We start from the raw sequence: 24598 nt of genomic DNA, 5'->3' as shown, positions 1-24598 counted from the left end.
TTTCCGTACGGCAGCAGCAGACGTACCCAAGGACGAAACCGGCTGGCAAGGCCGACCGTGGAGGCTATGCGGCGCAGACGGCCCTGTACAAAATTCGCGGAATTCGTACGAACCCATGCGCCCAAAGCGCAGCCCGGCGGGAAACCTGGCGCCCCCTCCTTGAAAAACCAGGCTGGGCGCCGGCCAAGACTTTCTGGAAACTTCCCGCGCCGGTATTACCCGGATCGGGTGCAAAGGGTTTCTCTCAGCCTCACTGGCGGCATGCCCGGCATACCGGTGAAGCACCCCTGTTTCGTCAACGATGATTAGACCACAAAACGCGCGCGGCCCGCAAACCTCGGCGGAGCCGGGGGTGCTGGTCTGGCACAATGCCCTGAACCCGCCTCTTTCGCCTCGCAGGCCCGCGCGGTGAGACAATGGGCGCCACGCTACGGCGGCGCCGGCGTGCGCTTTTGTCTCCACGCCAGGCGCCGGTTTTGACTCCGCCTGTGCCCCGTTAAGACTCACTTAAGCGCCCGACGACAGAATCGCTGCAAAATCGCTGCAACGCTGCCGCCGTGCGGCGCGCGGCGCATGCCCCCAGCGGGCCGCCACACCTTCAGGACGCACATGACCAACCAACCTGCCCGCGCCACGCCCGATCAGAACGAGCATCAGAAGATCACCGCGTGGAGCCTGATCAAGCCCTACTGGGTCTCCGAGGAACGCTGGATCGCCTGGGGCCTGCTCGTCGCGATCATCGTGATGAACCTGCTCGTCGTGTGGATCAACGTGCGCCTGAACGGCTGGAGCGCGGAGTTCTACAACGCGTTGCAGGCCAAGGACGTCAAGCGCTTCCCGCCGCTCCTGATGACCTTCACCGAACTGGCGTTCGGCTTCATCATCCTCGCGGTGTATGGCCGCTATCTGCGCCAGATGCTCGGCTTTCGCTGGCGTCAGTGGCTCACCACGCGGTTCCTGAGCGAGTGGCTCGGCAAGGGCGCGTTCTACCGCATCGAGCGCGACCGCCTCGCCGACAACCCCGACCAGCGGATCAGCGACGACCTCCAGTCGTTCGCCACGACCACGCTCTCGCTCACGCTCGACCTGCTCTCGACGGTCGTCACGCTCATCTCGTTCATCACGATCCTGTGGACGCTCGCGGGCGCGCTCACCGTCACGCTGGGTGGCCAGCCGCTCGCGATTCCGGGCTACATGGTCTGGGCCGCCGCGCTCTATGCCGTGTTCGGCTCGCTCGTGATCCAGAAGGTCGGCCACCCGCTCGTGTCGATCAACTACCAGCAACAAAAGGTGGAAGCGGACTTCCGCTTCGGCCTGATCCGCCTGCGCGAAAACGCCGAGCAGATCGCCCTCTACGACGGCATGGACACCGAGCGCGGCAACGCGCAAGGCCTCTTCGCGCACATCAAGGACAACTGGTGGCGCGTGATGAAGTACACGAAGCGTCTCACCTTCGTGCTGAGCTTCTACGGCCAGATCGCCATCATCTTCCCGCTCGTGGTGGCCGCGCCGCGCTACTTCGCGGGCGCCTTCACGTTCGGCGTGTTGATGCAGATCTCGCAGGCGTTCGGCACCGTGAGCGACTCGTTCTCGTGGTTCATCAACAGTTACTCCACGCTGGTCGAATGGCGCGCTACCGTGAATCGTCTGCGCGAATTCGTGCGTGTAGTGCACTCGCCGCGCCTGAAGGAATCGGTCTCGCCCGCCACCGAGCATGGCGGCATCAACCTGCACTTCATCGACAACAACGAGCTCGCCACCGAGCACCTCAAGCTTTCGCTGCCCAACGGCACGCCGCTCTCGGAAGTGCGCGACATCGCCATCAAGCCGGGTTCGCGCTGGCTCGTGCGCGGCCCCTCGGGCGCGGGCAAGAGCACGCTGATCCGCGCGCTCGCGGGCCTCTGGCCATTCGGCGAAGGCTCGATCGACGCCCCTGTGGATGCGCGCATGATGTTCATCCCGCAGCAGAGCTATCTGCCCATCGGCACGCTCAAGGCGGCGCTCACCTACCCCTCGCCCGCCGACGACTACAGCGACGAAGACTGCCGCGAAGCGCTGCGCGCCTGCCGCCTCGAAGAGTACATGGATCGCCTCGCCGAATCGGCGCACTGGTCGCGCGTGCTCTCGCCGGGCGAGCAGCAACGCCTCGCTGGCGCACGCGTGCTGCTGCACAAGCCCGACTATCTGTTCCTCGACGAAGCGACGAGCGCGCTCGATCCCGACAACGAAAGCCGGCTCTACAAGCTGTTCATGGAACGCCTGCCCAAGGCGGCGATCGTGAGCGTCGCGCACCGCGAGTCGCTCGCGGCGTACCACCACGACACGCTCGAGATCGAGCGCATGCCGGAAGAGCGGGTTGCCGCGTGAGCGCAAGCGCGGCGCGCGTCGTGCTGATCACGGGCGCGGGCTCGGGCATCGGCGCGGCGCTCGCGCGGCGCATCGCGGCGCCTCACACGGCGTTGATGCTGCACGCACGCGGCGCGGATGAGGCGTCGCGCGCCCGGCTCGCCGCCGTCGCCGCCGAGTGCGAGCAGCGCGGCTCGACCTGCGCCACCGCGTACGGCGATCTCGCGCAGGCCGGCCAGGCGAGCGCACTCGTGGACGCCACGCTCGCGCACTTCGGCACGCTCGACCAGCTCGTCGCCAACGCCGGGCATGCGCAGCGCCAGACGCTCGCCGCGCTCGACGCCGCGTCGCTCGAAGGCGCATTCGCGGCCATGCCCGCCGCGTTCGCGGCGCTCGTGCAACGCGCGCAGCCGGCGCTGGAACGCTCGGCGCGCGCCCGCGTGGTCGCGCTGAGTTCGTTCGTCGCGCACCGCTACCGCGCCGGCGCGCCGTTCGCCGCCACCGCCGCCGCGAAGGCCGCGCTCGAATCGCTGGCAAAAACCGCCGCGGCGGAACTCGCGCCGCACGGCGTGACCGTGAACTGCGTCGCGCCGGGCTATACGCGCAAGGACAAGGGCCCCACGCCGGAAAACGCGCCGGTGTGGGAGCGCGCGGCGCAGGAAACGCCCCTCGGCCACGTGGCCGATCCCGCCGATGTCGCCGAACTCATCGCCTTCCTGCTCTCGGACGCCGCGCGTCACATCACCGGCCAGGTGATTCATGTCGATGGCGGGCTCACGCTCTAGCGCCGTGCGGTTCCCACGCGCCATCGTTCGCTCGCTAGCGAACTAAATATCGGAATATAACGATAGCGGGCGCCAAAAATTGCCCCTCGCCTCAGCGCGGTTTCGCACCGTAAAATACCCCTCCAGCACACCGGAGACGGCGCGCAGCCCGCCAGCGTCAAGCGCACACGCCACCCAACGCGTCTGCGCAAGCCGGGTCGCTTGCACAGCACGCGCCGCTCACCCGGCTCGTTGCGCGCACAACAAATATGGGAGACACGCTGTGGGCTACTTTCACTGGTTCACCGAGTTGAACGCGCGCGAGCGGCGCACGCTCTACGCGGGATTCGGCGGCTACGCTGTCGACGCGTTCGACTTCATGATCTACTCGTTCCTGATCCCGACGCTCATCGCGACCTGGGGCATGACCAAGGGCGAGGCCGGCATGATCGCGACCAGCTCGCTGATCTCCTCGGCGATCGGCGGCTGGCTCGCCGGCATCCTCGCCGACCGCTACGGCCGCGTGCGCGTGCTGCAGTGGACCATCGCCACCTTCGCGCTCTTCACCTGCCTCTCCGGCTTCACGCATTCGTTCTGGCAACTGCTCGCCACGCGCACGCTGCAGGGCATCGGCTTTGGCGGCGAATGGACGGTCGTCACGATGATGATGGCTGAAACGATCCGCTCTCCCCAGCATCGCGCCAAAGCCGTGGGCACGGTGCAGAGCAGCTGGTCGTTCGGCTGGGGCGCGGCCGCCATCCTGTACTGGGCCTTCTTCGCCCTGCTACCCGAGGAATACGCGTGGCGCGCGTGCTTCTGGATCGGCATCGTGCCTGCGCTCTGGATTCTCTATGTGCGCCGCAACGTGAGCGACCCCGACGTGTTCGTCGCCACGCGCCGCGCGCGCGAAAGCGGCGCGATCCAAAGCCACTTCATGCAGATCTTCGCACCCGCGCATCTGGCCACTACCCTGCTCGGCAGCGCGCTGTGCACCGGCATGCTCGGCGGCTACTACGCGATCACCACCTGGCTACCCACCTACCTGAAGACGGTGCGCCACCTTTCGGTGTTCAACACGAGCGGCTACCTGATCGTGCTGATCGTCGGCTCGTTCACGGGCTATATCGTCGGCGCGATCCTGTGCGACAGGATCGGCCGGCGCGCCTCGTTCATCCTGTTCGCCATCGGCTCGTTTGCGCTCGGCATGGCCTACACGATGCTGCCCATCACCGACACCGCCATGCTCCTGCTCGGCTTTCCGCTCGGCATCGTCGTGCAAGGCATTTTCGCGGGCGTGGGCGCGTATCTCTCGGAGCTCTACCCGAACGCGATCCGCGGCTCGGGCCAGGGCTTCTGCTACAACCTCGGACGCGGGCTCGGCTCGTTTTTCCCCATTCTCGTGGGCACGTTCGCGCAGACCATCTCGCTCGTGAAGGCGATCGGCATGGTGGCCGGCGCGGGCTATCTGCTCGTGATCGTCGCGGCGCTGTGCCTGCCGGAGACGAAGGGCAAGGTGCTGAGCGAGGAAGCGCCTGCTGCCGGAAGCGAGCGAGCGTCTGCGGAGTCCACTGCACGATGAGCGCGAACATGCTGCAATACCGACCGTCCCTCCCTGTTGTGCGACCGGCATGAAAACGATCGTCCTCGGCGCCGGTGTGATCGGCGTCGCTACTGCGTACTATCTGAGCGAACGAGGCTGCGACGTCACGGTCGTCGAACGGGAACCGGGCGTTGCGCTCGGCACGAGCTTCGGCAACGCGGGTGTCATCGCGCCCGGCTATGTCACGCCGTGGGCCGCGCCCGGCATGCCCGCGAAGCTCATCAAGTATCTGTTCAAGCCCACCTCGCCGCTCATCTTCCGGCCCACGCTCGACGCCGCGCAGTGGCGCTGGATCGCGCGCTGGCTGCGCGAATGCGATCTCGCGCGCTTTCGCGTGAACAAGCAGCGCATGCAGCGCATCGCCTATTACAGCCGCGAATGCCTGCACGCGTTTCGCGCCACGCACGCGTTCGAGTACGGGCGCAGCCAGGGCTATCTCCAGCTGTTTCGCAGCGACTATGACCTCGAACTCGCGCAACCGGCGCTCGGCGTGCTGCGCGATGCGGGCATCGTCTATCGCGAACTCGATGCCGCCGCCTGCGCGCAGGTCGAGCCGGGGCTCGCCTGGTCGCGCGTGAAACCGGTGGCGGGCGTCTATCTGCCCGAAGACGAGGCCGGCGACTGCGCACGCTTCACGCGCGAACTGCGCTCCGTATGCGAAGCACGCGGCGTCACGTTTCTGTTCGATACCGAAGTGCTCGCGCTCGAGGCCGCGGGCGGCAAGGTGAACGGCGTGCGCGTACGCGCGGTGCCCGGGCGGCGCACGGCGAACAACCGCCGCGAGCTGCGGGTGCAGCGACGTGAGGATCGCCGCGCCCCCGCCCAGGTGCTGCGCCCCGCGGACTTGAACGAGGTAGGCGATACCGAACCGCACACGCTCGCCGCCGACGCCGTGGTGGTCGCACTCGGCGTGGAGAGCGCGGCGCTCGTCGCGCCGCTTGGCGTGCGGGTGCCGCTGTATCCGGTGAAAGGCTATTCGGCCACGCTGCCCGTGGTTGACGAGCAGAAGGCGCCGCGCGCCGCGCTCATGGACGAGTCGCTCAAAACGGCGATCACGCGCTTCGGCCCGTATCTGCGTGTGGCGGGGACGGCGGAGCTGGGCGACCACCGCGCGACGCTGCGCGAGCAGGCGCTGCAAACGCTCATGAAGGTGCTCGACGACTGGTTCCCGCACGCCGCGACGCCTTCGTCGGCGCAATTCTGGGTGGGGCGCCGGCCGATGGTGCCGGACGGTGCGCCGCTGCTCGGCACGTCGGGCGTGGATGGCCTGTGGCTGAACGTCGGGCACGGCTCGACGGGCTGGGCGATGTCGATGGGTTCGGGCCGCGTGCTCGCGGACCTCGTCACGCAGCGCGCGCCGGAAATCGATCTCGATGGATTGACGCTGGCGCGGTATCGCCACTAAGCGTCGGTCAAGACTCCAACGCGCGACGACGCCTCAAGCGAGCGCGACGCTCGCCAGCGCCTCGTAGCGCGCGCCCTGCCTCGCCAGCGTGCTCGAGTACAGCACCAGCGACTCGAAGCGCAACGGCGGCAGCGCTTCCCCGCCGCTTGCCGCCGGTGCGCCCACGGCGTCGCGCGCGAAGCGCGCGAGCGTCACGTGCGGGCGGAACGCTCGCGCGTCGAGCGGCAATCCCACGTCTCCCATGAGTGAGCGCACACGCCAGTCGAGCGCGGTGAAGGCATCCGACATCGCGAGCACGGCCACCATCAGGCGCGGATGCGCGCGTCCCGGCCAGCATTCGATATGCGTGACCTGCGCGGGCGGGAGGAGCGGCGCGTGCTCGGCGAGCCGCCGCGAGAGCGCGTGCCCCTGATCGAACGACATCGCGCCGATGAACGTCACTGTCAGATGGAGTTGCGCATAGGGCACGCGCCGCGCATTGGGCGGCACGTCCAGCGCGGCGAGCGCATCGCGCGACGCCGCAGCGGGCGAAAGCGCGATGAAGCAGCGCCGCCATTGCTGCGTGTCACGATCGGTCTCGCGGGCTTCGGACATGATCGGCGGGCCTCGTTCGGTCGGGCAATCGCGTCATGGTAATCCTCTCGCGCGAGGCGCGCGCCCATGCAAACCCGCAGCACGGACGTAAAAAAGCCGGGTCATCCTTGCGGATGCCCGGCTTCTGTCGTTGCGTCTCCTGCCGTCTCCCGTGCGTCCCAGCGAATTGCGGGACACACTGGATTTAACGCGGCAACTCCGAGCTGCCCGTCAGATACGCATCGACGGAGCGCGCGCACTGACGACCTTCGCGTGTCGACCAGAGTTAGTGCTTTAGCGCTTACTCTGGTCCCAATCCGCGGTTTAACGCGGCAACTCCGAACTGCCCGTCAGGAACGCATCGACGGAGCGCGCGCACTGACGTCCCTCGCGGATCGCCCACACCACGAGCGACTGGCCGCGGCGCATGTCGCCAGCGGTGAAGACCTTGTCGACCGATGTGTAGTACGCCTTCTCGCCTTCGGTCGAGGCACGCACGTTGCCGCGCGCATCCTTCTCGACGCCGAATGCTTCGAGCACCGGCGAAACCGGCTGCGTGAAGCCCATGGCGAGCAGCACGAGATCGGCCTTCATCTCGAATTCCGAGCCCGGCACTTCGACCATCTTGCCGTCCTTCCACTCCACGCGCGCGGCGATCAGCTTCTCGATCTTGCCGTTCTTGCCTTCGAGGCGCTTGGTCGCCACCGCCCAGTCGCGCGAACAGCCTTCGTCGTGCGACGACGACGTGCGCAGCTTGATCGGCCAGTACGGCCACACGAGCGGCTTGTTCTCTTCCTCGGGCGGCTGCGGCAGCAGTTCGAACTGCGTGACGCTCTTCGCGCCGTGACGGTTCGAGGTGCCCACGCAGTCGGAACCCGTATCGCCGCCGCCGATCACGACCACGTGCTTGCCCTTGGCGAGCAGCTGGTTCGGCAGCTTGTCGCCGGCGTTGACCTTGTTCTGCTGCGGCAGGAACTCCATGGCGTAGTAGATACCTTCGAGTTCGCGGCCCGGCACGGGCAGGTCACGCGGCGTTTCCGAACCGCCTGCGATCACCACGGCGTCGAACTGCTCTTTCAGTTCGTCCGGCGAGAGGGTTTCCTTCGCCGTGTTGCCGATGTACGCGGGCAGCTCGCCCTTGCCGATGAACACGTTGGTGCGGAACGTCACGCCTTCGGCTTCCATCTGGCGCATGCGGCGGTCGATCAGCCACTTCTCCAGCTTGAAGTCGGGGATGCCGTAGCGCAGCAGGCCGCCGACGCGGTCGTTCTTCTCGAACACCGTCACGTCGTGACCGGCGCGCGCAAGCTGCTGTGCGGCGGCGAGGCCCGCGGGGCCCGAACCGACCACGGCAACCTTCTTGCCCGTCTTGTGCTTCGCGACGTGCGGCGCGACCCAGCCTTCGGCCCAGGCCTTGTCGATGATCGCGTGCTCGATCGACTTGATGCCTACGGGATCGTCGTTGATGCCGAGCGTGCACGCCGCTTCGCAGGGCGCCGGGCAGATACGGCCCGTGAACTCGGGGAAATTGTTCGTGGAATGCAGGACGTCGATCGCGCTCTTCCAGTCCTGGCGGAACACGAGGTCGTTGAAGTCCGGAATGATGTTGTTGACCGGGCAGCCGTTATTGCAGAACGGGATGCCGCAGTCCATGCAGCGTGCGCCCTGGATCTTCGCGTCGGCGTCGGAGAGCGCCGCCACGAATTCCTTGTAATGCTTCACGCGCGTAAGCGGTGCTTCGTACGCCTCATGCTGGCGCTCGAACTCGAGAAAACCGGTTGCCTTACCCATAGGGTTCTCGTCTATCTCTATCTATTCGGTGAGGGGACCGCGCCCGCCGCCGCTTCAGTGAGCGCGGCGGGCGCTTCGTCTTCGTTCAGTCGTCGTCTTGCGGATCAGGCGGCCAGTTCTTCCTGGTTCGCTTTCTTCGCGCCGAGTTCGGTCAGTGCGCGCTTGTATTCCGTCGGGAACACCTTCACGAACTGGCGGCGCGCCGCATCCCAGTTTTCGAGCAGCGCCTTGGCGCGCGTCGAGCCCGTGAACTGGAAGTGACGCTCGACGAGTCCCTTGAGCAGCGCTTCGTCGGTCTGGCCCATGTGCCACAGCGCGCGGTCTACAGTGCGCTCCTGTTCGGCCTGTTGCAGGACCGGGTCGAGCGCAACCATCGACCTGTTGCACTTGTTGGCAAAGGCGCCGTCCGGGTCGTACACGTAGGCGATACCGCCCGACATGCCCGCCGCGAAGTTACGGCCCGTTTCGCCGAGCACGAGCACCGTGCCGCCCGTCATGTATTCGCAGCCATGGTCGCCCGTGCCTTCGACAACCGCGGTCGCGCCCGAGTTACGCACCGCGAAACGCTCGCCCGCCACGCCGCGCAGGAAGGCTTCGCCTTCGAGTGCACCGTACATCACCGTGTTGCCGCAGATGATGTTTTCTTCGGACTTGCCGCGGAAGTCGTTGGTCGGACGGATGATAATGCGGCCGCCCGAGAGGCCCTTGCCGACGTAGTCGTTGCCGTCGCCCACGAGGTCCAGCGTGATGCCGCGTGCGAGGAACGCGCCGAAGCTCTGCCCCGCCGTGCCCTTCAACTGGATGTGGATCGTGTCTTCCGGCAGACCGTCGTGGCCGTACTTCTTCGCGACGACGCCCGAGAGCATCGCGCCGACCGTGCGGTTCACGTTGCGCACCGGCTGGATAAACGAGACGTGTTCGCCCGTTTCGATCGCGGCCTTTGCCTTCTCGATCAGCGTGTGATCGAGCGCGCGGTCCAGACCGTGGTCCTGCGACTCCACGTGCATACGCGCGACTTCGGCGCCCACTTGCGGCTGGTAGAACACGCGCGAGAAGTCGAGACCCTTCGCCTTCCAGTGCTCCACACCACGGCGCGTATCGAGCAGATCCGCGCGGCCGACCAGATCGTCGAACTTGCGGATACCCAGTTGCGCCATGATTTCACGCACTTCTTCAGCGATGAAGAAGAAGAAGTTGACGACGTGCTCAGGCTGGCCCGAGAACTTCGCGCGCAGCACCGGATCTTGGGTCGCCACGCCAACCGGGCAGGTGTTCAGGTGGCACTTGCGCATCATGATGCAGCCCTGGACGACGAGCGGCGCCGTCGCAAAGCCGAATTCATCCGCGCCGAGCAGCGCGCCGATCACCACGTCGCGGCCCGTCTTCATCTGGCCGTCGGCCTGCACGCGGATACGGCCGCGCAACTGGTTCAGCACCAGGGTCTGCTGCGTTTCCGCCAGACCGAGTTCCCACGGCGTGCCGGCGTGCTTGAGCGACGAGAGCGGCGAGGCGCCCGTGCCGCCATCGTGACCGGCGATCACGACGTGGTCGGCCTTGGCCTTCGCCACGCCGGCCGCCACCGTGCCCACGCCCACTTCCGACACCAGCTTCACCGAGATCGACGAAACCGGGTTCACGTTCTTCAGATCGTGAATGAGCTGCGCCAGGTCTTCGATCGAGTAGATGTCGTGGTGCGGCGGCGGGGAGATGAGGCCCACGCCCGGCACCGAGTAACGCAGCTTGCCGATGTACTCGGAAACCTTGTGGCCCGGCAGCTGACCGCCTTCGCCCGGCTTCGCGCCCTGCGCCATCTTGATCTGGATCTGGTCCGCCGACGACAGGTACTCCGCCGACACGCCGAAGCGGCCCGACGCCACCTGCTTGATCTTCGAACGCAGCGAGTCGCCATCCTTGAGCGGGATGTCCTTCACGACTTCCGGTCCGATGATCGACTGCATCGTGTCGCCGTTCTTGATCGGAATGCCGCGCAGTTCGTTGCGGTAGCGCTTCTCGTCTTCGCCGCCTTCACCCGTGTTCGACTTGCCGCCGATGCGGTTCATCGCGACGGCGAGCGTGGCGTGCGCTTCCGTGCTGATCGAGCCGAGCGACATCGCGCCCGTGGCGAAACGCTTGACGATTTCCTTGGCGGGCTCGACGTCGTCGATCGAGATCGCGCGCGCCGGGTCGAGGCGGAATTCAAACAGACCGCGGAACGTCATGTGGCGCTTCGTCTGATCGTTGATCAGGTGCGCGTATTCCTTGTACGTCTGGTACGAGTTGCTGCGCGCCGAGTGCTGGAGCTTGGCGATCGCGTCCGGCGTCCACATGTGGTCTTCGCCGCGCACGCGGTAGGCGTATTCGCCGCCCGCGTCGAGCATGTTGGCGAGAACCGGGTTGTCGCCGAAGGCGTCGCGGTGCAGACGGATCGCTTCTTCAGCCACTTCGAACAGGCCAATGCCGCCCACCTTCGAGGCCGTCCCCTTGAAGTACTTGGCGATGAGGTCGTCAGCCAGACCAACGGCTTCGAAAATCTGCGCGCCCGTGTACGACATGTACGTGGAGATGCCCATCTTCGACATCACCTTGAGCAGGCCCTTGCCCACTGCCTTGGTGAAGTTGTAGACGGCCTTCTCGCCCGACAGGTCGCCCTTCAGGCCCTGCGCCATTTGCGCGAGCGTTTCCATCGCGAGGTACGGGTGCACGGCTTCCGCGCCGAAACCGGCGAGCAGCGCGAAGTGGTGCGTTTCACGCGCCGAACCCGTTTCCACGACGAGACCCGTGCTCGTGCGCAGACCGTGCTGCACGAGGTGCGAGTGGATCGCCGAGGTGGCGAGCAGCGCCGGAATCGCGACGTTGTCGCGGTCCGCGCGGCGGTCCGACACGATCAGGATGTTGTAGCCAGACTTGACCGCATCGACGGCTTCCGCACACAGCGACGCGAGGCGCGCTTCGATGCCTTCCTTGCCCCAGGCCACCGGGTAGCAGATGTTCAGCTCGTAGCTGCTGAACTTGCCTCCCGTGTACTGCTCGATCGCGCGGATCTTCGCGATGTCCTTGAAGTCGAGCACCGGCTGCGACACTTCGAGACGCATCGGCGGGTTGATGTTGTTGGTGTCGAGCAGGTTCGGCTTCGGGCCGATGAACGACACGAGCGACATCACCAGGTTTTCGCGGATCGGGTCGATCGGCGGGTTCGTGACCTGCGCGAACAGCTGCTTGAAGTAGTTGTAGAGCGTCTTGTTCTTGTTGGACATGACCGCCAGTGGCGAGTCGTTGCCCATCGAACCGACCGCCTCTTCGCCCGACATCGCCATCGGCGCCATCAGGAACTTGAGGTCTTCCTGCGTGTAGCCGAACGCCTGCTGACGGTCGAGCAGCGCAGCGGCTTCGGCGCGCGCGGTCGCGACGTCTTCCGCCTTCGGCTCGATCTCGTCGAGCTTGATGCGCACGGCGTCGATCCAGCTCTTGTACGGCTTGGCGTTGGCGAGGTTGTCCTTGAGTTCCTTGTCGTCAATGATGCGGCCGTGTTCCATGTCGATCAGGAACATCTTGCCCGGCTGCAGGCGCCACTTCTTGACGATCTTCGACTCGGGGATCGGCAGCGTGCCGGCTTCCGACGCCATGATGACCAGGTCGTCGTCCGTGACGATGTAGCGCGCCGGACGCAGACCGTTACGGTCGAGCGTCGCGCCGATCTGGCGGCCGTCGGTGAACGCGATCGCCGCGGGGCCGTCCCACGGCTCCATCATCGCGGCGTGGTATTCGTAGAACGCCTTGCGGTTCTCGTCCATCAGCGTGTGCTGCTCCCAGGCTTCCGGGATCATCATCATCATCGCGTGGACGAGCGGGTAGCCCGCCATCACCAGCAGTTCGAGACAGTTGTCGAACGATGCCGTGTCGGACTGGCCCGGATAGATCAGCGGCCAGAGCTTCGGCAGGTCGTCGCCGAGCACGTGCGAGGCGATCGCGCCGGTACGGGCGTTCAGCCAGTTCACGTTGCCCTTTACGGTGTTGATTTCACCGTTGTGGGCGATCATGCGGTACGGGTGAGCCAGTTCCCACGCCGGGAACGTGTTCGTCGAGAAGCGCTGGTGCACGAGCGCCAGTGCCGAGACCACGCGCTCGTCCTGCAGGTCGCGGTAGTACACGCCAACCTGGCCGGCGAGCAGCAGGCCCTTGTAGACGACCGTGCGCGCCGAGCACGACGGCACGAAGTATTCCTTGCCGTGCTTGAGCTTGAGCGCCTGAATGCGGTGGCTCGCGGTCTTGCGGATGATGTACAGCTTGCGCTCGAGCGCGTCCGTGACCATCACGTCCTTGCCGCGGCCGATGAAGATCTGGCGGATCAGCGGCTCGCTCGCCTTCACCGTGGGCGAGATCGGCATGGCGTGATCGACCGGCACGTCGCGCCAGCCCAGCACGACCTGGCCTTCGGCGCGCACCGTGCGCTCGAGCTCCTGCTCGCACGCGAGACGCGAGGCGTGTTCCTTCGGCAGGAAGATCATGCCGACGCCGTACTCGCCGAACGGCGGCAACGTCACGCCCTGCTTGGCCATCTCTTCGCGGTAGAACGCGTCCGGAATCTGGATCAGGATGCCCGCGCCGTCGCCCATCAGCGGATCGGCGCCCACGGCGCCCCGGTGGTCGAGGTTCTCGAGAATCTTCAGGCCTTGCTGAATGATTTCGTGGCTCTTCTTGCCCTTGATGTGGGCGACGAAGCCGACGCCACAGGCGTCGTGTTCGTTTTGCGGGTCATAGAGACCTTGCGCGGCGGGCACCGCGGCGCGCTGCTGGTGATCGTTCATGGGGACACCGTCAGAGTGGGGCTGTTGCCAGCCGTTGAATCCATTTTCTTGATTTACGCCGCTTGCGTGACCGCTGTACGGCGTTGCGCGGGGTATTACATGCTTCCCGCGTTATGCGCCCAGGAGAGCCGAAAGGCGAATATACGCGACGAATCAAGGGGATGCAAATAAAACGTGATGTTAGAACCCCAATTATCGAGTTGGTGCATTCGCACATTTTTTTATTGGGGTCACATTCAATTTGAGCGAAAGAAAACGGCATCCGGAGATGCCGTTTATGTCGTAAACATTTGATCCGAAAGCAATCAGTGGGTGCCAGTGCCCGGCTTGCGCTCGTCGTGTTCCGAACTCGAACCGGAGGAGCCACCGCTGCCGGAGCCCTGCGAACCACCGGATTGGCCACTTGAGCTACCCGGATTTCCCCCCGATGTTGTAGCTGAACCACTACCCGCGTGGCCTCCTCCATGCGTCGGGGTCGAGCCGGCCGGAGTGGCGCCAGAGTGCGGAGTTGAATGAGGGCCAGATTGAGCGGCGCCATGGCCTGCCGACTGACCGCCGGCTCCGCCTGATCCGGCCGCAGGTGTCGAAGCCGCGCTCGCGGTGGCCGCCGCGCCAACGGCACCCGGCGTTGCCGCGGGCGCGCCCGGCGCTTCGCGCACCTTGCGCGGGCGCCCGCGCGGCAGCGGCGAGACGCGCCGGTTCGCCGTGCGCGACGCCCAATCGCGATAAGTGTCGCTGCCGAGCACCCAGCCCTTGAGCGTGGCCTGCATGAGCTGCGTCGTTTCGCGCTCGTCGAGCACCTGCTCGCAGAGTTCGCGATACGCGCGCTGACGCTCGAACGGCGTATTGCCGAGCGCCCAGTAGAGCGGATGGTCGGTGATGAGGCTGTCGACGGTGAGGCCGATGTGATGCCGGTAGCTCGACCATCGATAGTCTTCGGGCGCCGTCACGAGGTGGCTGCGCACTGGTGCGAGCTCGACGACGCGGCTCGCCAGCAGGAAGAAGCGCTCGCCCTCGATAACCGTCGCGCGGTAGCGCCCCTCCCAGAGCGTGCCGCGACGCGCATAGCGCCGGTTGAAATGCGCCACGTAGCGCCGGCCGACCGCCTGCATTGCCTTGGGCAGGCTGGATTCGTCGGAAGGCGTGACGAGCAGTTGCACCGCGCCGGGCATCAAAACCCACGCATGAACCGCCAGATGATGATCGCGCGCCGCGGCCTTCAGGCAGTCGATGAACAGTTCGTAGTCCTGGTCATCGACGAACGCGGGCTGCTGATCGAGTCCGCGCAGGATCACATGCTGTGGCTGATCGGGAACATAAAGACGTGCAAGCCGTGCCATGCTCGATTTTCCTGGTTCCGTTGGTGAATACCCGCAGACCCGCCAGGCCCCACCAGCGCTAGTTCTCGCTGGCATGCGGCTTCGGCGGAAAGCTCGCGGCGCTTAGTAAAAAAGCTCTAACGGTCGCGTCTGGTTTGTTGCAAACGTTGTGTTCATAATGAGCGGGCCTTTCATGGAGGAGCAATTAATATGAAATTAAAACAGGCGCTGGCAGGGGTCGCCGCGCTCGCCAGTTTCACGGCAGCACACGCACAATCCGCAAACACGTTCTACGTCACCACCGGCTGGTTCCGCTTCATGCCGCAGGACACCAGCGATCCGCTCAAGATCGACAGCGTCGGCGGCTCGCCCGTCAACATGGCCATTCCGAATACGGGCGCCAGTGTCGGCTCGGCCGACACCGTGGGTTTCTCCCTCGGCTACTACATCACCGACCACTTCGCTACCGAAGCCGAACTGGGCATTCCGCCGAAGTTCGATATTTCCGGCGGCGGCAGCTTCAGCAGCTTCGGCAAGGTCGGCTCGGCGAAACTGTGGAGCCCCGCGCTGCTGTTCAAGTACTACTTCAACAGCCCGGAAGCAAAATTCCGTCCTTACCTCGGCATCGGCGTGACCTACGCCTGGTTCACCGACGCGAAGATCACCAACGGCTCCTTCGAACAGGGCGTGCTTGGGGGTCCGACCAGTGTTTCGACGGATCGTTCCTGGGCCCCCGTGTTTAACCTGGGCTTCAACTACAACTTCACGAAGCACTGGTTCGCCGGTTTCTCGCTCTCGTACATTCCGATCAACGTGACGGCCACGTACCACACGACGCTGAACAACCAGTTCGGCACCCAGCGAGTCGCGGAATCGAAGATTCACCTGAACCCGCTCGTGACGTACCTGAAGGTCGGCTACAACTTCTAACGCGCTGCGGCGCCCCGCACTACCTCGCGCCGGCCCTTCGCCTCGCCCTTGCGGCGTCTGGCGGAGGGCGGCGTTTCCCGCCCGGCAGTGCCCTTCCCGTCTTCGCGTCTCCATCGATTTTTTCCCGCCTTCGCATGGGCTTATCCTGATTCTATGCCTCTGCGAAAAAGCGTGCTGTCCCCGTAATCACCTGTTTTGTCACCAGAGAGCGAAGCCCCGCCTGGCGGGCGTTTGCGCCCGGCTCACTGCGCTCGTTCAAGGCTCGGGCACTGGAATTGCGCAATACTTGCACTCCGGCTCTCGCCCTCCCGCGCCCTTTTTCGTGCGCGCCGCGGCGAGCCTTTTACCTGTGACTTTTCAACGACGGAGCCATACATGAGCGCCTTTCCGAACACGCGAGAAGCCCTCGGAGATTCCTGGACGCGCACGAGCCGACACGCGCGGCGCATCGCGCGCCGCGGCCGCAGCGCCGCCGCCGATATCACCGACGAGTTGCGTGATCTGCTCGCCGAACTGGAAAACACGCTGGGCGAAGGAACCCAGGCCGATGCCGCCGCGCTGCGCGACGACATCCGCAAGCGTCTCGACGCCGCCCGCGAGCGGCTCGAAGTGGCGCGTGCAGCCGCGCGTGATCATACTGACGCGGCTATCGCCAGCGCGGACGACTACGTGCACCGCAATCCCTGGCAGGCCGTCGCGATCGTCGGCGGCGTGGCGCTGGTAGTGGGCGCGCTGCTCGCGCGCCGCTGAATGAGGATCCGGGCGCTGGCCGCCCGGCTTGGGGCCTCAGGCGTCGAGCGCGTGCGGCCCGATCAGGTCGATACGGTCGGTACAGACCGTATCGACGCCCCAGCTCACGAGCTGGCGAGCGCGCTCGAGGTCGTTCACCGTATAGGCGAGGATGAAAAGCCCCGCCGACTTGATGCGCTCGACGAGCGCCTCGTCGAGATGGCGATGGCTCGCATGGAGCGACACACACTCGAGCGCCGTGGTCTGCTCGCGCCAGTCGGCGGCCACGCGCTCGAATAGCAGGCCGCGCGGCAGTTCCGGCGCACTCTCGCGCGCCGCTTCGAGTGCCGCGTAGGAAAACGACGAGAGCAAAGGCGGCATGCCTGCCTGCGCTTCTTGCTCCCATAGGCGTGCCGTTTCGGCGCCGACCATGCGCCCTGTTTCCACGTCGCGGCCCGCGCAGGGCTTGATCTCGACGTTCGCCGCCAGCCCCAGCTCACGACAGCACGCTGCGACTTGAGCGAGCGTGGGCATCGGCTCGCCCGCAAAACGCGCATCCCGCCAGCTGCCCGCGTCCAGCGTGGCCAGTTCCGCGTAGCGCATGCGCGCCGCGGCGCCGTGGCCGTTCGACGTGCGGTTCACCGTGTCGTCGTGGAGCAGGAACGCGACGTTGTCGACGGACAGCTTGGCGTCGAACTCGACCATCGTATGGCCGAGGCTCGCGCCGGTGCGCAGACCCGCCAGCGTGTTCTCGGGCGCGAGCGTGCCGCCTCCTCGGTGCGCGGCAACGCGCGGATACGGCCACGACTTGATCAAATGGGCTCCCGGAATCGGCAGGGGCGGTGAGATGGGGCGAGCTGCGCCGTCAAACGTCGTCGGCGACGACGAAGAGACGGCGGTACTCCTTCAGGGCATAGCGGTCGGTCATGCCCGCGATGTAATGCGCGATCAGCCGCGGCTGCACGGCGGCGTCCTGCGTCTGGTACGGCGGCGGCAACAGGCGCGAGTCTTCGCTGAACGCCTCGAACAGCCCCTTCACCACGCGCCGCGCCTTGTTGGCCATGCGCATCACGCGGTAGTGGCGGTACAGGTTGCGGTAGAGGAAGCGTTTGAGCGCAGCCGCCTGCGCGGCCACACGCTCGCTGTGCGCGACGAGCGCAGGCGCCGCGCGCACGTCGTCGAGCGACTGCGGCGCGCACTCGGCGAGATTGCGTCGCGTCTGCCCGATCAGATCGACGATCAGCGTGTTGATGATGCGCCGCACGGTCTCGTGAACCAGCCGGCGGCCCTCGATCTGCGGATATTCGGCGCGTGCGGCGTCGTAGTGCGTTTGCCAGAGTTCGACCTCGGCGAGCTGCTCGATGGCGAGCAAGCCCGAGCGCAAGCCGTCGTCGACGTCGTGGTTGTTGTAGGCGATTTCGTCGGCGATGTTGGCGATCTGCGCTTCGATCGACGGCTGCCGGCCGAGCAGAAAACGCTCTCCCAGATCGCCCAGATGCCGCGCATGCTCGCGCGAACAGTGCTTGAGAATGCCTTCGCGCGTCTCGAAGCACAGGTTCAGGCCGTCGAACGCGCCGTAATGCTCTTCGAGCTCGTCCACGACCGCGAGGCTCTGGAGATTGTGCTCGAAGCCACCGTGCTCGCGCATGCACTCGTTGAGCGCGTCCTGGCCCGCATGGCCGAACGGCGTATGGCCGAGGTCGTGGGCGAGCGAGATCGCCTCGACCAGATCTTCGTTCACGCGCAGGTTGCGGGCGACCGAGCGGGCGATCTGCGCGACTTCCAGACTGTGCGTGAGCCGCGTGCGAAAGAGATCGCCCTCGTGATTCACGAACACCTGGGTCTTGTACTCGAGGCGGCGAAACGCCGTGGAATGGACGATGCGGTCGCGGTCGCGCTGGAACTCGGTGCGCGCGGCGGGCGGCGGCTCGGGATAGCGCCGCCCGCGCGTGCGCGAGGCGTGCGCCGCGTAAGGCGCGAGGCCCGCCTCGAATGACGCGACCAGCGCGGCGCTGGCGTCGCCGCCATGCGCGTCGCTACCTTCCTGAACACTACGGGGATCACTACGGTTATCGCTGCGGGTGTCGCTCACCGTTCCTCCGCGAGGGGTTGTGGCCGGCGCCGCCTCAGTTCTGCGTCGCGGCGGCGAGCGTGGCCTGCACGGCTTCGTCGGGCGCGCGGCCGATGTGCGTCTCGCCGAAGCGCTTGAGCAGGATGAACTTGATCGCCCCGCCCTCGGCCTTCTTGTCGACCTGCATCAGCTCGACGTAGCGTTCGGCGCCGAGCGCGGGCGCACGCACCGGCAGCTTCGCGGCCTCGACCACGCGCACGAGGCGCGTGCGCGAGGCTTCGTCCAGCATGCCCATGCGCACCGAGAGATCCGCCGCCATCACCATGCCGCAACCCACCGCCTCGCCGTGCAGCCACTCGCCGTAGCCGAGCCCGGCCTCGATCGCATGGCCGAACGTATGGCCGAAGTTGAGGATGGCGCGCAGGCCGCCCTCGCGCTCGTCGGCGGCCACGACCGATGCCTTGATCTCGCACGAGCGCTTGACCGCGTGCGCGAGCGCTTCGGGCTCGCAGCGGTTGAGCGATTCGACGTTGGCTTCGATCCAGTCGAAGAATTCGGCGTCGGCAATCGCGCCGGTCTTGATGACCTCGGCAACGCCCGCCGCCAGCTCGCGCTCGGGCAGCGTGGCAAGCGCGCCGATATCGGCGATCACGGCCTGCGGCTGGTAGAACGCGCCGATCATGTTCTTGCCGAGCGGATGATTGATGCCCGTCTTGCCGCCCACCGACGAATCGACCTGCGAAAGCAGCGTGGTCGGCACCTGGATGAACGGCACGCCGCGCATGTAGCAGGCGGCCGCGAAGCCCGTCATGTCGCCCGTCACGCCGCCGCCCAGCGCGATGAGCGTGGTCTTGCGGTCGGCGCGCGAGGTGAGCAGCGCGTCGAAGATCTCGTTGAGCGTTTCCCAGTTCTTGTGCGCCTCGCCATCGGGCAGCACCACCGTGTTGACGTCCTTGCCGAGCGGCGCGAGTGCGGCGCGCAGCGTCTCGCCGTAGAGCGGGTCGACGACGGTGTTCGTCACGATCGTCACCGACTTGCCGGCGATATGGGGCGCGAAGAGCGCCGTCTGACCGATCAGGCCGGAGCCGATATGGATGGGGTAGGCGCGGTCGCCCAGTTCGACGTTGACGGTAATCATGCTCTGAATCTTGTGGGTTTCCGATGCGCTGCCTGCTGCACGACTAACTGCGCGACCTGCGCCCTACTCGCGCGCCGTGGCCCGCACGACGCCGGCCATGTCGAGCTGCATCAGCACCATGTTGACGAGTCCGTTGACGGAAGGCCGGCCCGTTTCGATCACGAAATCCGCGATTTCGCGATACAGCGGGTCGCGTACTTCGTACAGCGCTTCGAGCCGCGCCTTGGGGTCTTCGGTTTGCAGGAGCGGGCGATTCTTGTCGCGCCGCGTGCGCAGCCACAGGTCGTGCGGATGCGCGCGCAGATATACGACGAAGCCGCGCGCCTTGAGCGCCGCGCGATTCTCGGGCCGCAGCACCGCGCCGCCGCCGGTCGCGAGGACGATGCCTTCGCGCCCCGTGAGCTCTTCGATCATCTGGGCCTCGCGGTCGCGAAAGCCCGCTTCGCCTTCGAGTTCGAAGATCACCGGGATGCGTGCGCCCGTGCGCGCCTCGATCTCGTGATCGGAGTCGAAGAACGGACGCTCCAGCCGGCGCGCGACCGCCCGGCCCACGGTCGTCTTGCCGGCGCCCATGAGCCCTACGAAAAATACATTGGCGTTTGCGTCCCGCACTTGCAGCGTTTCCTACGAAAGGTTGGTGCCGCAGCTTACTGGCAAAGCGGCGGCGTTGTCGAGCCTGCGGCCCCGTCGTTCCGGCCCCGAAAGCATGCGGCTGCCCGCTTGCGGCCGGTTCGCCCGATCAATGAGGGTCAATTTGACTCCACGACGCGCGGCGTGATGAAAACTACCAGCTCGCTGCGCTTATCCCGGTGCGCGCGGTGCGAAAAAAAAAGCGCGCCCAGAACCGGTATTTTGCCCAGGAGTGGGACGCGCGTCACATCATCGCGGTCATCCGTCGCGTCGATGCCGCCAATGGAGACCGTCCCGCCGTCCTCGATTTCCACGCGCGTCTGCACGTGTTTGGTGTTGATCGCAGGCCCGGCGGCCGTTTGCTCGCCGACACTGTCCTTCGCCACATCGAGGTCGAGTATCACGCGGCCATCGGGTGTGATCTGCGGCTCGACTTCGAGTTTCAGGCTGGCGCGCCGGAACTGCACGCCCGAAACGCCCTGTCCGACCTTCGCCTGATAAGGCAGTTCGGTGCCCTGCTCGACGACGGCTTTCGTGCGGTCGGCGGTGACGACGCGCGGGCTCGACACCACGCGCCCGCGCCCTTCGGCCTCGAGCGCGCTCAACTGGATGTCGAGCAGGCGCGTGGCGCGCGCGGCCAGCAGCGTCAGTCCGAGGCCCGCGGGCTCGAAGCCGGAGATCGGGCCCGCCGCGAGGTCGTACACCGTGCCGTCGGCTCTGGTGGTCAAGCCGCGGGCCGTCGTGCCGTCGACATTCACCGGCGTCACGCCAAGACGCACGCCCAGCTCGCGCGACAGCCCCTCGTCTCCCTCGACGATGCGGGCCTCGATCAGCACTTGACGCGCGGGCGCATCGAGCCGCCACACGAGTTCGCCGATCTGGTCGAGTCGCGCCGGCAGGTCGGTGACGAACAGGAGGTTCGTGCGCGCGTCCGCCACCGCCGTGCCGCGTTTCGAGAGTGCCCGCTGTGTGCCCGAGCCGGTCAGGAAGCGGCGCACATCCTCGGCGCGTGCGTATTGCAACTCGAACGAGCGGCTCGCGAGCGGCTCCAGCTCCGTGGCCCGGGCGTGTGCTTCGTAACGCTGCCGCTCGCGCGCCGCCACCTCCGCGGCGGGCGCGACCCAGATCACGTCGCCGATGCGCGACATCGCAAGGCCGTTTGCCTCCAGCAGCAGGTCGAACGCGGTACGCCACGGCACGCGGTCGAGGCGCAAGGTCACCTGGCCACGCGCACGCTCGCTTGCGACGATATTGAGCTTCGTGAACTGGGCGAACGCGTGCAGAACGGCCGTGAGTTCAGCGCGCTGGAAGTTGAGCGTGATCGGCCGGTCTGGCGGCAACCCATCGTTTGCTGCCGCGGTGTCGCCGAGGCGCATCGGCGCGCGCATGGGTACGGGCGGCCCTTCGAGCGGCCCGGCCGCTGGCGCGTCGCTGCCAGGTTCGCGCGTAGGCGGGGCGGCGCGTTGGGACACGCCAGCGTCGCCGTCCGCGTCTGCCCGCGAAGCGTCCCCGGGCGCGACTTCGGGCGTAGGGGCATCGCTGCCTCCCGTGAACGGATTGGCGATCCACTGATTTGCTGCGGGCTCCCCCGCCCCATCGGGCAACGGCGGCACTTCGTAGCGCACGAGCGGCGCCGGCGAACGTGCCCACCCTGGTCGAGGCGACGGCACCGCGGCCCATGCAGCGCACGCGGCGACGCTCACCATCAACGCGGCGAGTGCAGCAACGTTCCACTTGAGCGCGCTCATTTCGCCGGCTCCGCCCAGCCGAGCGCGCGCGTCGTCCCACCTGCCGCGACGACGACCCGCGCCGGCCCGATTGCCAGCACGCGAGCGTCGCCGATCGCCTCGCCCGCCTGCGCGGTCACGACGCCCTCGGGCGTCTCGACGAGCGCGAGGATGCGCTGCCGATCCTGGAGGATGCCGGCAAGACGCCACCCGTCTTCCGCCCTCCCGGCCGCAGCCGCATGGGTGAAGGGATCGCGAGCCGCCGCTTCGGGAGCTGCCACTCCGGGAGCCGCCGCTGCGGCGGACGCCACCGCCAGCGGCACGGCGGGAAGCGCATCGTACACACGCAATGTTGCCGAGACCGACAAGCCGGTTCCGATGCGCCGGATTGCCAGCTCGAATGGCACCGTGAGGGCCGGCTCGCGCGCCAACCCTTCGAGCAGTCTGCGCAGTTGCGCGAAGCTGCCTTGCGCGACCAGCTTGATCGACCGGAACGCCTCGGCTTGCGCGCCGCCCGCGACGCCTGGCTCCAGCGCATGCAGCACGAGGCCCGATTGCGCGGCGAGTTGCGAGATGCGGCGAATGTCGTCGGCGGAATTGCCCGCACGCGGCGCACGCGAAGTCGTTCGCGCCGCGGCTTCGCGCAGCGCGGGCAGACGCGCCAGGACTTGCCGGGCATCGCCGTAGCGCCTTTGAGCGGCTTCCAGCGCGGCGCGCGCTGCATGCACGCCAAGCGGATCCCCGACGACGCAGGCGCCGCTCGCGGTGGCGAGAGCGAGCACAGCAATCGTCAACGCGACAGCCTGGCGGCGGCGCGTACCCCATGCGTGCAGCGGCGGCCACCCGCGCAATGCGTTGCCCGCGCCTGACTGAGCCGAAACGAGCGCCCGCTCCTCTCCAGCGTGCGCAGGCATCGTGCTCATGTCGCCTCCTTCGCTGCGACGCCGCTCGACGCTCGCGGCGCCTCGTGCGCTCGCGGTGAGCCGGCCCGCGGCACGGTGCTCGCGCCTTGCCAGACGAGATGAGCCGCCACGCGAATCGGCTCGCCGCCGGGCGCGCTCCCGCGTGCAGCGCCAGCCGGCGCGCCGCGCTTGAGTTCGCGCACGCTCACGGCCTCGAAATCGGGCAGCGAGCGCAGCCGTCCGAGCCACGCCGCAGCTGCCGATTCGTCCGCCGCGCTCGCCTGCAGATCGGTTTCATCGGCGAACTGTGCGAGCTGCTGCAAGCCGACGCCCGGCAGAGGGTCGCTTGCCAACGCGTCCGCGAGGGCAAAAAAGCGCGCCGTTGCCCGCGCGTGCTGCCGGGCCAGTCGATCGCCGGCGCGCCGCGCTTCGCTCTCCCGCGTGAGGCGCTGCGCCTCGGCGAGCGGCGTGCGCCACTGCGCCAGCGGCCGTTCCAGCGCCTCGCGCCGAGCCTCGAGCGCGCGGCATTCGACGCGCTGCCAAAGCACGACACCCAGCGCGCACGCGCACCCGCCAAGCACGGCGGCGCCCCATTCGAGCAGGCGCCAGCAACGCCGCCTGCGGATCGCGCGCCGCCGCCACGGCAGCAGATTGAATCCGCCGACGGCCCGGCCCGGCAAAACGCGCACGGCGCGCGCGAGCGTCATTCCGCCACCCCGCGCAACGCGAGTCCGAACGCCACCGCGCACGCCGGATCATGCAACAGCGTCGCTGCGAGCGGCCACTCGATGTCGGCCAGCGGTGCGCATTCGAACGGCAGCACTGGCGCGCCCAGCGCGTCGCCGATGTCGGCCATCGTGAAGTTCGCGCCGCGCAGCATGGCAAGCTCGCCCGAGACCTGCACGCAGCCGGCCTGCTCGCCGTCGACGAGGTCGCGCAACGCCTCCACGAGATCGGCATGTTCGAGCGCGGGAAAGCGCATGTGCCGGATGACCGAGTCGTCGACGAGCAACCAGCCGTGCACGCCTTCCGGGCCGACCCAGATCGCCACCCAGGGTTCGTGCGGCGGCAACTCGTAGACCGCCGCGTGCCGCATGGCGCGCAACGCGGCGTGCGCCTCGCCGTCCACGGCGCACAGCGTGATGCCCGCCATGGCCGCACACTCGATGCGCGCTTCGAGATGCTGCCGCGCCGTTGCCGCGATCGTCACCTGCGCTTCGTGGCTGCGTGGCGTGGCCGGCAGCACGCTCCAGTCGACCGCCAGCTCGCCGCGCTCCACGCCCGCCACGCGTTCCGCCTCCGCCAGCACGAGCGGCTCGAGCGCCGCGTGAATACCCGACTCGTCCATCGCACCCGCCGGCGCAAGACGCGCGAGCGGCACGGTCGCGACGAGCGTCGCGCTCGTGGGCAGCGCCATGGCACACCGCAGCGACGCCGCGGCGCTGGCGCGCGGCAACTCGCCAAACACGCTGCGAAGCGCCGCGACGATGGCCGCCCGGTCGACGATCTCCGCGCCGGCGAGCGCCTCGCGCGCGAGCGGCGCGCTCGCCAGCCATTCGAGGCGGACCGGCCCCGCCCCGACAATGCGCTGGCTCAACACCGCCAGCGTGACCCCGCGCGCGCTTAAATCCACACCCGCGGCAAAGCGGCGAGCGCCCAACAACAGCGGATTCCCGAAACCCATCGCATCCCTCCCGTACGTCCGTGCGCCGCGAACCGTTCGCAGCGCGTCGATGGAGAAATTGTGCGAACCGCGGCGGCGCACGAATACTCGGCCGAACGGCCAACGGTCGCCGCCAGCGCTATCCACGCGCGAGGGGCGCGTCTACAGTGCGAATATCAGCAATAAGCGTCAGCAAAAGCGTCGA

General features: G+C 67.2%; 17 protein-coding genes, 1 pseudogene and 1 riboswitch. Of the genes and pseudogenes, 6 read left to right on the top strand and 12 right to left on the bottom strand.

Going from position 1 to position 24598, the window contains the following annotated elements; genetic code table 11:
* Positions 1-184 precede the first annotated feature (184 nt).
* A riboswitch (TPP riboswitch) is annotated at positions 185-299 on the bottom strand.
* Between the two features lie 310 nt (positions 300-609).
* The 4 genes from A3CW_RS0128295 to A3CW_RS0128280 all read left to right on the top strand — a co-directional run bounded on the left by A3CW_RS0128295 (position 610) and on the right by A3CW_RS0128280 (position 6115).
* The gene (locus A3CW_RS0128295; protein WP_028206556.1) at positions 610-2367 is read left to right on the top strand and encodes an ABC transporter ATP-binding protein/permease; all 1758 of its coding nucleotides are present in this window, start codon (positions 610-612) and stop codon (positions 2365-2367) included.
* On the top strand, positions 2364-3131 hold the full coding sequence (locus tag A3CW_RS52570; RefSeq protein ID WP_028206555.1) for an SDR family NAD(P)-dependent oxidoreductase: 768 nt from the start codon (positions 2364-2366) through the stop codon (positions 3129-3131). Before A3CW_RS0128295 ends, A3CW_RS52570 begins: the two co-directional genes overlap by 4 nt.
* A gap of 262 nt (positions 3132-3393) precedes the next feature.
* The gene (locus tag A3CW_RS0128285; protein WP_028206554.1) at positions 3394-4689 is read left to right on the top strand and encodes an MFS transporter; all 1296 of its coding nucleotides are present in this window, start codon (positions 3394-3396) and stop codon (positions 4687-4689) included.
* A gap of 49 nt (positions 4690-4738) precedes the next feature.
* On the top strand, positions 4739-6115 hold the full coding sequence (locus A3CW_RS0128280; protein ID WP_028206553.1) for a D-amino acid dehydrogenase: 1377 nt from the start codon (positions 4739-4741) through the stop codon (positions 6113-6115).
* A gap of 33 nt (positions 6116-6148) precedes the next feature.
* On the opposite strand, the gene thpR is transcribed toward A3CW_RS0128280, so the two are convergent.
* From thpR to A3CW_RS47880, 4 genes and pseudogenes are all read right to left on the bottom strand, one after another.
* On the bottom strand, positions 6149-6709 hold the full coding sequence (gene thpR, locus A3CW_RS0128275) for an RNA 2',3'-cyclic phosphodiesterase (RefSeq protein ID WP_051481766.1): 561 nt from the start codon (positions 6707-6709) through the stop codon (positions 6149-6151).
* A gap of 303 nt (positions 6710-7012) precedes the next feature.
* Positions 7013-8479 (bottom strand): glutamate synthase subunit beta, encoded by a 1467-nt coding sequence (locus A3CW_RS0128270; RefSeq protein WP_028206551.1) that lies wholly within the window; start codon positions 8477-8479, stop codon positions 7013-7015.
* A 104-nt stretch (positions 8480-8583) separates the two neighbouring features.
* Positions 8584-13284, bottom strand: coding sequence for a glutamate synthase-related protein (locus A3CW_RS0128265; protein ID WP_028206550.1), 4701 nt, complete (start codon positions 13282-13284; stop codon positions 8584-8586).
* Positions 13285-13934: 650 nt separating this feature from the next.
* Positions 13935-14624: pseudogene (locus A3CW_RS47880) on the bottom strand (transposase); the annotation flags it as partial.
* 189 nt (positions 14625-14813) lie between these two features.
* Between A3CW_RS47880 and A3CW_RS0128255 the strand changes: the two are divergent.
* The gene (locus A3CW_RS0128255; protein WP_028206549.1) at positions 14814-15533 is read left to right on the top strand and encodes an OmpW/AlkL family protein; all 720 of its coding nucleotides are present in this window, start codon (positions 14814-14816) and stop codon (positions 15531-15533) included.
* Between the two features lie 375 nt (positions 15534-15908).
* Positions 15909-16283 carry a DUF883 family protein gene (locus A3CW_RS0128250; protein ID WP_028206548.1) on the top strand — a complete coding sequence of 125 codons (375 nt, stop codon included), beginning with the start codon at positions 15909-15911 and terminating at the stop codon, positions 16281-16283.
* Between the two features lie 36 nt (positions 16284-16319).
* Here A3CW_RS0128250 and ugpQ read toward each other — a convergent pair whose 3' ends face one another.
* From ugpQ to pilM, 8 genes are all read right to left on the bottom strand, one after another.
* Entirely contained in the window at positions 16320-17075 is a 756-nt protein-coding gene (gene ugpQ / locus A3CW_RS0128245; RefSeq protein ID WP_028206547.1) for a glycerophosphodiester phosphodiesterase, read from the bottom strand.
* Between the two features lie 52 nt (positions 17076-17127).
* Positions 17128-18354 carry a deoxyguanosinetriphosphate triphosphohydrolase gene (locus tag A3CW_RS0128240; protein ID WP_028206546.1) on the bottom strand — a complete coding sequence of 409 codons (1227 nt, stop codon included), beginning with the start codon at positions 18352-18354 and terminating at the stop codon, positions 17128-17130.
* 34 nt (positions 18355-18388) lie between these two features.
* Positions 18389-19471, bottom strand: coding sequence for a 3-dehydroquinate synthase (gene aroB, locus A3CW_RS0128235; protein ID WP_028206545.1), 1083 nt, complete (start codon positions 19469-19471; stop codon positions 18389-18391).
* Positions 19472-19534: 63 nt separating this feature from the next.
* Positions 19535-20089 carry a shikimate kinase AroK gene (gene aroK, locus A3CW_RS0128230; RefSeq protein ID WP_028206544.1) on the bottom strand — a complete coding sequence of 185 codons (555 nt, stop codon included), beginning with the start codon at positions 20087-20089 and terminating at the stop codon, positions 19535-19537.
* 131 nt (positions 20090-20220) lie between these two features.
* Positions 20221-21849: a type IV pilus secretin PilQ gene (pilQ, locus tag A3CW_RS0128225; protein WP_035514213.1), complete on the bottom strand. Its 1629-nt coding sequence runs from the start codon at positions 21847-21849 to the stop codon at positions 20221-20223.
* Positions 21846-22751, bottom strand: a complete 906-nt coding sequence (locus A3CW_RS47875; RefSeq protein WP_051481765.1) for a hypothetical protein — start codon at positions 22749-22751, stop codon at positions 21846-21848. Before A3CW_RS47875 ends, pilQ begins: the two co-directional genes overlap by 4 nt.
* Positions 22748-23437, bottom strand: coding sequence for a hypothetical protein (locus A3CW_RS47870; protein ID WP_051481764.1), 690 nt, complete (start codon positions 23435-23437; stop codon positions 22748-22750). Before A3CW_RS47870 ends, A3CW_RS47875 begins: the two co-directional genes overlap by 4 nt.
* Positions 23434-24414, bottom strand: a complete 981-nt coding sequence (gene pilM, locus A3CW_RS0128210) for a type IV pilus biogenesis protein PilM (protein ID WP_028206542.1) — start codon at positions 24412-24414, stop codon at positions 23434-23436. Before pilM ends, A3CW_RS47870 begins: the two co-directional genes overlap by 4 nt.
* Positions 24415-24598 lie beyond the last annotated feature (184 nt).

The sequence above is a fragment of the Paraburkholderia nodosa DSM 21604 genome, assembly GCF_000519185.1.
Classification (GTDB): Bacteria; Pseudomonadota; Gammaproteobacteria; order Burkholderiales; family Burkholderiaceae; genus Paraburkholderia; species Paraburkholderia nodosa.
The sequence above is the reverse complement of the archived record's forward strand: the minus strand, read 5'-3'. Positions and strand labels throughout refer to the sequence as shown.